At 47.5% G+C, this 12,816-nt stretch carries 8 protein-coding genes; 3 read left to right on the forward strand and 5 right to left on the reverse strand.

Features of this window, described 5'->3' with window-relative positions; all coding sequences use genetic code 11:
* Positions 1 to 107: 107 nt before the first annotated feature.
* The 3 genes from buk to thpR form a co-directional block, all read right to left on the reverse strand.
* On the reverse strand, positions 108 to 1,181 hold the full coding sequence (gene buk, locus AC06MN_RS01785; RefSeq protein WP_475670636.1) for a butyrate kinase: 1,074 nt from the start codon (positions 1,179 to 1,181) through the stop codon (positions 108 to 110).
* Positions 1,182 to 1,297: 116 nt separating this feature from the next.
* A complete protein-coding gene (locus AC06MN_RS01790) occupies positions 1,298 to 2,203 on the reverse strand; it encodes a phosphate acyltransferase (protein WP_475670637.1) in 906 nt (301 codons plus the stop codon).
* Positions 2,204 to 2,320: 117 nt separating this feature from the next.
* A complete protein-coding gene (gene thpR / locus AC06MN_RS01795; protein WP_475670638.1) occupies positions 2,321 to 2,890 on the reverse strand; it encodes an RNA 2',3'-cyclic phosphodiesterase in 570 nt (189 codons plus the stop codon).
* A 317-nt stretch (positions 2,891 to 3,207) separates the two neighbouring features.
* Between thpR and AC06MN_RS01800 the strand changes: the two genes are divergently transcribed.
* Complete coding sequence (locus AC06MN_RS01800) at positions 3,208 to 4,548, forward strand: ATP-binding protein (RefSeq protein ID WP_475670639.1); 1,341 nt, start codon at positions 3,208 to 3,210, stop codon at positions 4,546 to 4,548.
* 24 nt (positions 4,549 to 4,572) lie between these two features.
* Here the strand turns inward: AC06MN_RS01800 and AC06MN_RS01805 are convergent, their stop codons facing one another.
* Positions 4,573 to 5,712 carry an ATP-binding protein gene (locus AC06MN_RS01805; protein WP_475670640.1) on the reverse strand — a complete coding sequence of 380 codons (1,140 nt, stop codon included), beginning with the start codon at positions 5,710 to 5,712 and terminating at the stop codon, positions 4,573 to 4,575.
* A gap of 226 nt (positions 5,713 to 5,938) precedes the next feature.
* Positions 5,939 to 6,985 (reverse strand): endonuclease/exonuclease/phosphatase family protein, encoded by a 1,047-nt coding sequence (locus tag AC06MN_RS01810; RefSeq protein WP_475670641.1) that lies wholly within the window; start codon positions 6,983 to 6,985, stop codon positions 5,939 to 5,941.
* A gap of 167 nt (positions 6,986 to 7,152) precedes the next feature.
* Between AC06MN_RS01810 and AC06MN_RS01815 the strand changes: the two genes are divergently transcribed.
* Both AC06MN_RS01815 and AC06MN_RS01820 read left to right on the forward strand, forming a co-directional pair.
* Complete coding sequence (locus AC06MN_RS01815) at positions 7,153 to 9,714, forward strand: TonB-dependent receptor (RefSeq protein WP_475670642.1); 2,562 nt, start codon at positions 7,153 to 7,155, stop codon at positions 9,712 to 9,714.
* A gap of 120 nt (positions 9,715 to 9,834) precedes the next feature.
* A complete protein-coding gene (locus AC06MN_RS01820) occupies positions 9,835 to 12,507 on the forward strand; it encodes a DUF5689 domain-containing protein (RefSeq protein WP_475670643.1) in 2,673 nt (890 codons plus the stop codon).
* Positions 12,508 to 12,816: the final 309 nt, after the last annotated feature.

Genomic DNA, 12,816 nt, shown 5'->3' on the forward strand with positions numbered 1-12,816 from the left:
TCGCCCAGGCCTTCCCTCTGCGTTATCTGCGTTAGATTATTACGGCATAAAAACAAAGAGACGCACCCAAGGCACGTCTCTTGTCAGTTCCCTAATATTAATAGGTATTATTCGTAAACCTTTGCTTCGGCTTCGCCAGTGAGAACCATCAGTCCGTTGAGGGCGAGGGCTTTCATTTCGTCTTCGCCAGGATAGATGTGAACCGGAGCAATCTTTCCGAAGTGGTCTTTCAGAATGCCGCAGAAAGTCTTGTCGTAAGCCATGCCGCCTGTGACATAGATGGCATCGACATTCATGCTGAGTGCCGAAGCAGCCAGACCGCCGACTTCCTTGGCCACCTGATAAGCCATGGCGCGGTAAACGAGTTCCCATTCCTTGTTGCCAGCCTTCACGGCGTTTTCAACTTCCAGAGCATCGTTGGTGCCGAGGTAAGCCACATAACCGCCTTTGCCTTTCAGCATCTGTCCGATTTCCTTCTTGGTGTATTTGCCGCTGAAGCAAGCATCGACGAGGAGACCTGCCGGCAAGGTTCCTGAGCGTTCAGGAGTGAAAGGACCTTCACCATTCAGAGCGTTGTTGACATCGACAACACGGCCATTCTTGTGGGCGCAGACCGAAATGCCGCCGCCAAGGTGAACGCCGATGGCGCTGATCTCTTCGTATTTCTTACCCAAATCCTTAGCCAACTCACGGGCAATAATCTTGTGGTTCAAGGCATGGAAAACGGAAAGACGCGGGAATGCCGGATGACCTGAGAAACGGGCCACATCTTCCATTTCGTCGACGACGACAGGGTCGGCGATATAAGCCTTCACGCCAAGTTCCTTGGCAATGTCGTTGGCAATCAAGCCGCCGAGGTTGCAGGCATGTTCGCCGACTGGGCTGTTGAAAAGGTCTTTGATCATGGCTTCATTCACTTCGTAAACGCCCGATACCAATGCATGGAGCAAACCGCCGCGGCCAACGATGATGTTTACATCGCTGAGGTCGATGCCTGCTTCCTTCAATTCGCGCATGATGACTTCCTTGCGGAAAGGATACTGGTCGGCGATTTTCTCGTATGGAGCCAATTCTTCCGTTGAATGCTTGATGTTCTTCTTGAAGACCTGATTCTCGTCTTCAAACAGGGCAACTTTCGTTGAAGTTGAGCCTGGATTTATCGTTAATATCTTGTATGCCATTTGTGTTGATTTGTATGTTGTTTATTTGTTTATTTGGATTTTCGAGGTCTCGAGGTCTCGAGGTTGCGAGACAGCGGGGCTCATGACCTCGTAGTCTCGCAGCCTCGTTTTCCCCATTACTTTGCCAGCATGGCAGCCAGTGCGATGGAATAGAGCTTGGTCTTGGTGGTGTCGCCACGTGAAGAGAGCACGCAAGGCACCTTGGCACCCATCAGGATGGCACCCACTTCGCTCTTGTCGAACTTAGTGCAGCACTTGTAGAACACGTTGGAGCTTTCGAGGTTCGGGAACACCAGGCAGTCGGCATCGCCGGCGACAGGGTTCTTCATGCCCTTGATGGCAGCAGTCTCAGCATCGAGAGCGAGGTCGAGGGAGATAGGGCCTTCAACCATGCAACCCTTAATCTGGCCGCGTTCAGCCATCTTGGCGATGATGGCGGCATCGACGCATGCCGGAATGCCAGCACTCATCTGTTCGGTAGCGGTAACCATGGCAACCTTCGGGCAGCTGATGCCTATAGCCTTGGCGGTAGTGGTGACATATTTCAGCAAGGTCTGCTTCTGTTTCAGGTCAGGCAGCGGAATGATGGCGCAGTCGCTGACGACGAGCAGCTTGTGGTAGTTCGGGTTTTCAATCACAGCCACGTGAGCCAAAGTGACATTCGGAGGGCAAAGGCCACGTTCCTTGTTGAGGATGGCGCGCATGTACTTGTCGGTTGGGAGCAGACCCTTCATCAGGATGTCGGCTTCGCCAGCGTTGATAAGGTCGCAAGCCATGGCAGCGGCTTTCACATCGTCCGATTCCTGAATGATGCGGAAACTGTTGATGTCGATATTCTCGGCTTTGCACACTTCGGCGATAGTGGCTTGGTCACCCACGAGAGTGGCTTCGATAAGACCTTCGTTGACTGCATTGCTGACAGCGCAAATGGTGTGAGCATCGTTGGCGTATGCAGCGACAAGACGTTTTTTAGGTTTGCTGCGCAAAACCTCAAACATTTCTTCTAATTTTCTGATTTCCATAATATTGATGAACTAAATATTAAATATTTCAATTAAGATTTCCGCAAAGATACGAATTAAAACAATAGGTTTGCCATTGTTTTCAAAAATCAAAGTATAAAAGTCAACAAACTGACATTATTTTCCTAACGGTATCCGCTTCAAAGTCTTGTAATAAGCGCCCGTGGGTTGCAGGAAACTCTGGAAATAAACGATTTCGTTCACATCGGCATGAAGATAAGTCTTCTGCTCGATAGATTGGTAGATTTTCTGGAAATACGATTTATCAACCAATTGCTTGATGCGGCAAACGGTGATGTGAGGCACAAAATTCTGACGGTCACGGAGATAACCGACGCTGTCGAAAGCATCAAGAATGTCTTCTTCCAAATCGTAAAGCACCTTTGGCTCCTCGCTCATGCCTAACCAAAGCACACGCGGCGAATGGTTGCTGCCAAAAATGCCCGTGCGGTTGAAGTCCATAGTGAACGGCTGATGGTTTTTCGCCACTTTTTGGCAAGCCTCAATGATTTTCGGGACATCGGCATCGGGCGTGTCGCCGACAAATTTCAAGGTCAAGTGAATCTGGTCGGTCTTGCACCAGTTGATGTTGCGTTTTTCGTGCTGCAAGTTGCGTTGCAGGCTTTCCGACAAGGCGGGAAACTCCGTTCCGCCGTTGATGGGAATGGCTAAAAATGTACGTTTCATAGAGTTAAAAATGTTTATTCAACCATTAGAATGTGCGAAAATACATCAATTTTTGAGATTTGGACAAGATTCAGTTTGAGAATCTATCCAAATACAATAAGAGAGGTTATGACCGGGATGAATATTTGAAATATTATCTGTAGAGACGCAGCGTGCTATGTCTCCTTCTTTGAAAAACATTGAAAAATTTCGTTCAATAAAATGCCGTTTTCAATATAATTTATACCTTTGCAGCGAAAACTCGTTGGAAAAACGTGTGTAATTCTACAAAAACTCATTGGAAAAACGTGCGTAAAACAATGTAATAAATTGTAAATATGTCATTTAGAAGAAATATAGAATCCGTTCTAAAAGAGTGGAAACAGAAGAAGGGTCACAATCCGATAGTGATAAAGGGTGTGCGCCAATGCGGAAAGACTTTTTCCGTGAAGGCTTTTGCCGAAAAAAACTATAAGCATGTCGTGTATCTCGATTTCCATGAACACAAGGAATACAAGGCTTTTTTTGCCGGAGCACTGGATGTTGACACCTTATTGATGAATATTGCTGCCGGAATGCCCGATTCCGTATTTGAAAAAGGTCAGACTTGCCTGATTTTTGACGAAATTCAAGATTGTCCTGCGGCACGGGCTTCATTGAAATTCTGGAAACTCGATGGCCGTTTTGATGTGATTTGCACAGGTTCGCTGTTGGGCGTAAACGGATACAAGACTAAGGAAGAGCAGGAGGAAGAGGAAAGGACCAGTATTCCTGTGGGATATGAAGACATTGTGAACATGTATCCTATGGACTTTGAAGAATGGCTGTGGGCAAATGGCATCCGACCGATGCATATCGACTACCTGAAACAATGCCTCGAAACGGAAACACCTGTCAACGAGGCTATTCACGACCGTATGCGCCAACTGCTGTTACAATACATCATCGTCGGGGGAATGCCTAAGGCTGTGGCTACATTCATCGAAACGAAGCATGTTGGCGAGGTGGCAAAAGTGCAACGTGCCATCATCGACGATTACAAGTCGGACATGCTAAAATATGCTTTGCCAGCCGACAAGCCGCGCATTCGGGAATGTTTCGAGTCGATTCCACGGCAATTGGCACGTGAGAACAAGAAATTCTCTTACAGCATTGTGCGCGCCAATGGCCGGGGCCGCGACTACAATGGTTGCCTCCAATGGATAGAAGATGCAGGCATTATCCGCCGTTGCCATAATTTGGAAATTACTGAATTGCCTCTTGATAGCAATAGCATTGAGGATGCTTTCAAGGTGTATATGGCTGATACAGGACTGTTTGTCAGTATGCTTGAGGACGGCACGGCTTCTTCCATATTGCAAGGAGACCTTCATACTTATAAAGGCGCCATATTTGAGAATCTGCTGGCAGACATTTTCGGCAAAATGGGACGAAAACTTTATTATTTCCACAAAGACAGCGGTTTGGAACTCGATTTCGTGATACGCTACAAGGACAATTGTACGCCTATTGAATGTAAGGCGGAAAATGGCAATGCCAAATCCTTGCGCACTGTTTTAAACAATTCGGAAAAATACCATGTGGACCAAGCCATTAAGATAGGTAATTACAACATCTTCCGAAACGGAAGTGTGCTGAGCGTTCCCCATTATATGGCTTTCTTGCTGAGAGAAGTTTAGCACCTTTTTTAGAGACGCATGTTATTAAATGATTTCTCCTTTCCATAAGGCTTTCAGGAAATCGTAAACGTAGATGTTTTCAACGCCGTTTATCTTGCGGTTGAATTTGTCTTGCGATACAATGACAAGTCTTGCATCGGGATAATCTTCGCCAAAGTTTTTCAGGTTTTTCACATGCGATGTCCGGATTTCGTATGACGATTTGAATTCCAAAGCAATTCTTGCATCGCCAACTACGGCATCAACTTCAATTCCCGTGTAAGTCCGCCAATAGGAAAGTGTTTCGTTGTTGTTGGTATAGCCCAAATAGGCGATGATTTCCTGTACGAGCAGATGCTCGAAGGCGTGGCCAAATTCTGCTGTCCCCGATTCTAATCTGTTTCTCCGTAAAAGGTAATTGACAATGCCCACATCAAAAAAGTAGAACTTGGGTGCTTGAATGGTGCCTCGTTTCTGTGTTTTTGTAAAGGCAGGAAGCATGTAGCCTATGAGCGTGTCTGTCAATATGTTGAAGTATTCTTTTACGGTTTTTGCACTTACTCCACAATCTTGCGCGATGTTTTGGTAATTGACCATTTCGCCATCTGTCATGGCAGCTGCTTTTAGGAAATTGGAGAACCCCGAAAGGTTTCTGACCAAGGCTTCGGCTTGTATTTCTTCTTTCAGATAGGTGTCAACGTAGGCCTGCAAATGCCTGACAGGATTTTCCAATGGGTGAATTGCGGGCAACATGCCATTGTTGATGGCACGGTTGAGGTTGAAATCAGGGATTTCGGCACTGACAAGTGGAAAAAGCGTGCAAGGCAATGCGCGTCCTCCCAAGGTGTTAGCTGAATTGCGCCGAAGTTTTCGGGCACTCGATCCGCATAGTATGAACCGCATTTGCCGGCGTGAAATCAGCAGGTGTACTTCGTTAAGCAGTTCCGGGACTTGTTGTATTTCATCAATGATTATCAATGAATTGTCGGGCAATTCCTCGACGATTTCGCGTAAAAACGATGGTCTTTGCTTGAAACGCAACAAAGTGTCGAATTCCAAAAGGTCGATGTATTTTGCTTTAGGGAAACGATTCAGCAAAAGGCAAGTCTTGCCCGTTTGACGCGCTCCGAAAAGGAAGAGGCTGCTGTTTGCGGCTTCGTCTAATGATAGGTAACGGCTGTACATGTTTACTGCTTTTGTTGTGTCAATTGGTTGAAAATCGGGAGTACTACTTCTGATTTTCAATCAAAATCGGAAGCAAAGGTACGGATTTTTAATAATTGTGAATAAAAATGCACCTATTTTTGGAAAATTATTTCAGTTTTGTTGGTAGAGACGCGATGAATCGCGTCTCCATAAAAACAATTAATCTGTAGATAGGTAGCGTGCTACATCTCTCTATTTCTGCACATTACGCCTTCTTCAGCAGAATGACATAAACTGGGAAGTGGTCGCTGTAGCCGCCCATCCAGACGCCGCTACCGAAGGTGCGGAACGGATAGCCGTTGTAGCGTCCGCCGTGCTGCTTGAGGAATTCCTTGTTATGCACTTTGGCGTTCTTGAACTGATAGGTCGAATAATCGGTGGGCAGCAGGCCAGGGGTGAGGATGGTCTGGTCCAAAACGCCGGGCACGTCGTGGTAGTAGTTGGTGCCGATGCCTTTCTTGTGAAGTTCGTACATCGGGTTGTAGAACTCGCCGTCGCGCAGGTCGTTCATGTTGCCTGAGGTTCTCAGATATTCCGTGATGCTCTTGTTGGTTGGGTAGTCGTTGAAGTCGCCCATCATGATGATTTTGGCGTTTTGGTCTTCGCGCATGATGGAGTCGGCGATGTGGCGGCAGAGTTCGGCTGCGGCAATGCGGCCCGGCATCGAGCGTTTTTCGCCGCCATAGCGTGAAGGCCAGTGCATGACGATGAAGTGCATCATTTCGCCATCGAAAAGGCCGCTGACCAAAAGCTGGTCGCGGGTGATGAAATCAGGCTGGCCGGGGACGATGGTGCGGTACGACTTGGTGCTTGTCACCTTGAAATATTTCGGGTTGTAGATCAAGCCCACGTCCACGCCACGACGGTCGGGCGAGTCGTAATGTACAATCTGATAGTTGCGGTCCTTGATTTCGGGTTGCGCCACCAAATCCTCAAGCACGGTGCGGTTTTCCATCTCCGAAAGTCCGAGCACGGCCACACCATCGGGCGTAATGTCGGTGCCGATGGTCGAGATGCTGTAAGCCATGTTGTGGAGCTTGGTTGTGTATTTCTTTGTGTTCCATTGGTTTGCACCATTTGGCAGAAACTCTTCATCGTTCTTGTTCGGGTCGTCGATGGTGTCAAAAAGGTTTTCCAAATTATAGAAACCTACCAATCCTACTTTATAGGCTTGTTTTTCTTGTGCTTTGAGTGGGATTGCCGGGAGGAGGATTCCCAATATTAATATAAGGATAGATGTGCGCTTAAACATAAGATTGCTGTATTTAAAATTGCAAAGATAGACTTTTTGTGTGTTCTTATGGCAATTATGTCATAAAACTTGATTAGTGCGGTTTTTCGTCAAAAAAATGACGTTTCCAATCCAAAGAATCCCTATCTTTGTCTTCTTATTGTCGACAACAAGTAATTTTTATATTTATGAAAAGAGTTTTACTTTTAACTGCCGCTGTTTTGCTCGTCGCGAGAATGTCAGCACAAGTCGCTGATACGACGGCAATTCAGGAACTGGAAGTGCCCACCATCATGCTCATGGATTCCGATTTCGACGAGTCGTCGACTTCGGTCAATGAGGCGGGAACCTTGCTGCAATCGTCGCGCGACGCCTTCAATTCCATCGCTGCTTACAATTTCGGCTCCTTGCGTTACCGTATCCGTGGCAACGATTCCAAGTACTCCGATGTGATGATCAACGGCATCCTGATGAACGACCCCGAAACGGGACGACCAGTTTTTGCCAATTGGGGTGGCTTGAACGATGCCATGCGCAATTCAACCATTACCGAAGGTCTCGGCACGACCGATGCCGGTTTCGGCGGTCTCGGTGGCCTGACGGCCATCTCGACGCGTGCTTCCAACTACCGCAAGCAAACCTCGTTGAGTTATGCTTTCTCCAACCGTTCCTACAACCACCGTGTGATGGCTTCTGTCGGCACGGGCGAAATGGGGAAGGGTTGGTATTTGATGGCCAACGTATCGGGCCGTTATGCCGGTGAAGGCTACACCGAAGGCACTTTCTATCAGGCTTACAGCTATTTCCTCTCCGTGGAGAAGAAAATCAACAGCAAGCACAGCCTCAATCTCACCGTTTTCGGCGCACCGTCGCAGCGTGGCGGCTCGGCCCCTGTGGTGCAGGAAGCCTACGATTTGGTCGGCTCCAATTATTACAACCCGAACTGGGGCTACCAGACCATGCCCGACGGCACGCGCGAAATGCGCAATGCGCGCGTCAGCACCTATCATCAGCCTATGGCGCAGCTGACTTGGTATTGGGACCCGAATCCGAAGACTTCGTTCAACACGACGTTCTATTATTTCGGCGGTAAGGCTGGCCAGACGACCCTCGAATGGGGCGAAGCCAAAGACCCGCGTCCGGACTATTACCGCAATCTGCCGAGCTATTTCTTTGGCAATGCCCATAGTCAGGCTGAGTACGAAGCGCAGCTGCAAGCCTGGCAGAACCGCGACCCGAATGTCTGCCAAATCAATTGGGACGAATTGTATATGGCCAACCGCAACCACTTGGCAACCGTGCATAATGCCAATGGCGGCACGCAGGATGTGACGGGCAAATTCTCGAAATACATCCTTGCCGAGCGCCATTACGACAAGTTTCAGGCTGGCAACGCCACCTATTTCAAGCATGAAATCAATCCTAATTTCCACTTGACGGGCGGTTTCGCCATCAGCTCTTCAAGAACGCATTATTATGAAAATGTGAATGATTTGCTTGGCGGCGATTACTATTACGACATCAACAAATACGCCGAAAACATGGAATCCGATGAATGTCAGGTGGATTTGAACAATCCTAACCATGTGGCACGTGTCGGCGACATCATCAATTATAACTATTACGCCAACCGTGATTACGGCCGCATCTGGAACCAATGGAACTATTTAGTCGGTAATTTCGACATTTATTGGGGCGCACAGATTTCCTTCACGCAGATTTGGCGCGAAGGCCTCTTCAAGAATGGCGCTTTTGCGGATGATTCATACGGCAAAGACAAGATGCACAACTTCGTTGACCCGGGTTTCAAGGCTGGTGTCACCTACGCCATCAATGGCCGTAATTATCTCGTGCTGAACGAATGTTACCTTTTCCAGGCTCCGCAATTCCGCGACATTTACGTTTCGCCACGCACCCGCAACACCTTGGTGACCGATAAGCCGCGCAGCGAAAGAATCAATGCCATCGACCTGAGCTACGAATTCCGCTCGCCTATCTTCAAGTTGCGCCTGACGGGTTATTACTACACCTATAATAATTTAATTTGGAACCGCAGCTTCTATTGCGAAAACGTGCTGACGGCTTCAAGCGATGCCGGCAACTCCTACAAGAGCGAGTTCGTGAATTTCATCATGACCAACATCAACCAGCAAAGCGTTGGCGCAGAATTGGGCATCGAATACAACGTTTCGCCAACCGTGACTTTGCAGGCTGCCGCTGCCAATGGCTCGCATACCTACATGAATCGCCCGACATTCTCGGTTTATGACGATAACAATGCTGTGGCATATATCGAAAACGAGACGGCTTACCTGAAAGGCTATCACGTTTCGTCAGGCCCTGAAACCGTGGCGTCTTTGGGTGTCAAATACAATGCGCCTAAGAACTGGTGGGTCAGCCTGAATGGTAACTACATGGCTAACATGTATTTCGACGTGAATCCTTACAACCACACCGAAGCCGGCATGTCGCATTATGCCGTGGGCGACATTCGCATTGAAGACGTGCTGAACCAGAAGCCGATGAAGCAAGCTTTCACCCTCGATTTCTATGGCGGCATCTCGAGACGCATCAAAGGCCACACTTTGCTGCTGAACGTGAGCGTCAACAATATCCTGAACAACAAGAGCACCGTGCTTTACGGCTACGATCAGCTGCGTTTCAACGCCAGCGACCCGGATATGTTCCCTTCAAAGTATAGCTACATGTACGGCATCAATTATTACATTAGCTTGACAATCAGAAGATAAGTGTTGTATTCAAAGATTCAAGAATCAATATTTAAAAATTCCCAAATTGCCATTTTAAATCTTTGAATTTTAAATCTTTAAATCTTAAATCTTTAAATTTTAAATTAAATCACACATACAATGAAAAGATTACTAAACCGCAGTTTCATGCTTCTTGCCTTGTTGGGCGTGCTGTTCACTTCGTGCAAGAAGGATCATTATGACGAGCCTCCGATTCAGGATTTGCCTCTCGGACAAGTCTACACCATCGACCAGATTCTTGCTCTGGAATCGGGTTTTGTTTTCAATGAAGACGCATCGGTCTATGGTATCATTACCGCTGACGAAGTCTCCGGCAACCTCTACAAGGCCGCTTTCATGCAAGACCCTGAGACGGGCAAGGCCATCGAACTTTACCTGAATGCCACATCCGGTGTCCGCATCGGCGACCGCGTCCGCATCTACCTGAAAGGCGTGACCTACGCTCTGTACAACGGCTTGCCGCAACTGAGCAATTTCGAACCTGATGGCCACATTATCATCGAGGCCAACAACCAGCCGATTCAGCCATTGGAAACTACAATTGCCGAAATTTGCAACGGAAACATTGCTCCTGGCGCTCTTGTGAAACTTAAACATGTGAAATTTGCCGAAAAAAACACTTTCGCTGATCCTACAACTTATGGTGAACGCTATTTGTTGGATTCTGCCGATTTCTCAAACAAAGTTATGGTGCGCACCAGTAACTATGCCAATTTTGCTAACGATAGTCTGCCGCAGGGTACTGGCGAATTAACAGCCATTGCTTCGATTTATAATACCAAATGGCAACTAATCATCCGTTCGACAAGGGAATTGAAATTTAATGGTTATACGCCAAGTGCCGACGGACTTCCTTATTATCAAGACTTTACTTCTTCGTTTGGCACATATAGCACCTATGATGTATTGGGCGGTCAGTCGTGGACAATCGATTATAGCACAGCCAAGATGACGGGTTACGAAAACAGCACCAACTTCGCCAACGAAGACTGGCTGATTTCGTCACGTTTCTCATTGGAAAATGTTTCAAGCGCAAGTCTGACCATGTCGTACATTGCACGCTATTTCAACGATTTGAATAACGACATTACCATTCAGGTGTCATCTGATTACACCTCTGGCGACCCGACTTTGGCTACATGGACTGCTGTTCCTGCTTCATGGACTTCGGGCAGCGACTGGGCTACCTTCGCTTCTACCACTGTTGACCTCTCGCAGTTTGTCGGTCAGAAGGTGACTGTCGCCGTGAAATATCTCTCTACCGATATCAAGGCCGGCACCATCGAAGTGCAGAGCATCCTCATTCAGGAAGGCAGCGGCCCAACGCCTCCTCCAGGACCGACCCCGGGCCCAGGCGGCGAAGTTCAGGCTATGCCTTATACGCAGGATTTCAGCAACGAATTCGGCTCATACATGACATTCGATATTGCTGGCTCGCAGCAGTGGATGATCGACTACCATACCGCCAAGATGACCGGTTATGAAAACAGCACCAACTACGCCAACGAAGACTGGCTGATTTCTTCTCCTGTCGCCATCACAGGCGTCAGCGATGCAAAATTCACAATGACTTATATTGCCCGCTATTTCAGCAACCTCGATAGCGACATTACCCTTTGGGCTTCATCGGATTATGTCTATGGCAGTAACCCGACGACGGCATCGTGGACTCAGGTTCCTGCTTCATGGACTGCCGGTTCTGACTGGAACAATTTCAAGACCACCGAAGTCTCTCTGACTGAATATGTTGGTCAGACAGTTACTTTTGCCGTGAAATATGTCTCCACCGATGTAAAGGCTGGCACTATTGAAATCCAAAGCATTACCATTTCTGAAGGTAGCGGCGTTACCCCTCCAACGCCTCCAACTCCACCAACCCCAGGTGGCAGCGGCACGGCTGAAGACCCTTATAATGTTGGTTCGGGCATCACGCTGCAAGGTCAGGATGTCGTGGCTTGGGTGCAAGGTTACATTGTTGGTGCCGTGAAATCAGGCATTTCAACAGTGACAAGCAATGCCGACGTCAACTGGTCTGCTCCATTCGATTTGGCTACCAATGTCGTCATCGCTGACGACCCGGCTTGTAAGGAAATTACCAGTTGCGTCATCGTCAATCTGCCTGCTGGCAAGCCTTTGCGTTCGCTGGTCAACTTGATGGATAATCCAAATAATCTCGGCCTACTCCTTGCTGTCAAAGGCAAGCTCCGCACTTATTTTGGTCAGTCTGGTCTGCGCGACAGCGGCGGAACAGTGAGCGATTTCATCCTCGAAGGCTTTGATGGTGGCGATACAGGCGGTGGCGAATTGCAGACTTTGCCTTATTCCCAGTCGTTCGAAAGAAGTTTCGGTACTTACACGACTTACAGCGTTGCTGGCAGCCAGACTTGGGTAATTGATTACAGTACGGCAAAGATGACGGGTTATGAAGGCAGTTCTCATGCCAACGAGGACTGGCTGATTTCTTCGCCTATGGTTGTTACCGATGCAAATGTCAAGATGCTTGTCACATACGTTGCTCAATATCAAAGCGGTATGGATGATGATGTAACTATTCAAGTTTCAAGCGATTATCATTTTGGCGATAATCCTACAACTGCTACATGGACTAAACTTTCAGCAGAATTTCCGAATACTGCCGATTGGAATGACTTCCAAACGGTGACGGCAGGTTTGGAAGATTTTGTAGGACAGCAGATTACTGTGGCAGTGAAATATCTCTCGACTGATGAACAGTCACGCACGCTTGAGGTTAAGAGCATTACAGTTGAATAATAAATTCAATTCGTTTCTAATTCTAAAAGCCGTCCTTCGGGGCGGCTTTTTTTGATTTTTATCTTGCGATAATGAAAATCTTCCTAACTATGCAAGCGCAGCGCAGCAAGGAAAATCCATTTATGAAAGATTCTCGTTAGATTTATGTCCAAAGAAAAGTAAAACTTCAGATACTGTCCCAAAAAGTGTGTCTGAGCGCAGAGGCTAAAAAAAGGGATTGGCCAATCAGTCCAATCCCTTAAAAGTCTGTATCTTTAGGGTGCCCAAACTCTAAATAACAGACTTAAAATGAAGTTTACAAAGGAACAA

The sequence above is a fragment of the Candidatus Limimorpha sp. genome, from assembly GCF_056203535.1.

Coding starts and splice junctions, on each gene's coding strand:
- AC06MN_RS01810 (WP_475670641.1), bottom strand. CDS start 6,985: ATGTTTAAGCGCACATCTATCCTTATATTAATATTGGGAATCCTCCTC.
- AC06MN_RS01805 (WP_475670640.1), bottom strand. CDS start 5,712: ATGTACAGCCGTTACCTATCATTAGACGAAGCCGCAAACAGCAGCCTC.
- AC06MN_RS01820 (WP_475670643.1), top strand. CDS start 9,835: ATGAAAAGATTACTAAACCGCAGTTTCATGCTTCTTGCCTTGTTGGGC.
- AC06MN_RS01790 (WP_475670637.1), bottom strand. CDS start 2,203: ATGGAAATCAGAAAATTAGAAGAAATGTTTGAGGTTTTGCGCAGCAAA.
- AC06MN_RS01800 (WP_475670639.1), top strand. CDS start 3,208: ATGTCATTTAGAAGAAATATAGAATCCGTTCTAAAAGAGTGGAAACAG.
- thpR (WP_475670638.1), bottom strand. CDS start 2,890: ATGAAACGTACATTTTTAGCCATTCCCATCAACGGCGGAACGGAGTTT.
- AC06MN_RS01815 (WP_475670642.1), top strand. CDS start 7,153: ATGAAAAGAGTTTTACTTTTAACTGCCGCTGTTTTGCTCGTCGCGAGA.
- buk (WP_475670636.1), bottom strand. CDS start 1,181: ATGGCATACAAGATATTAACGATAAATCCAGGCTCAACTTCAACGAAA.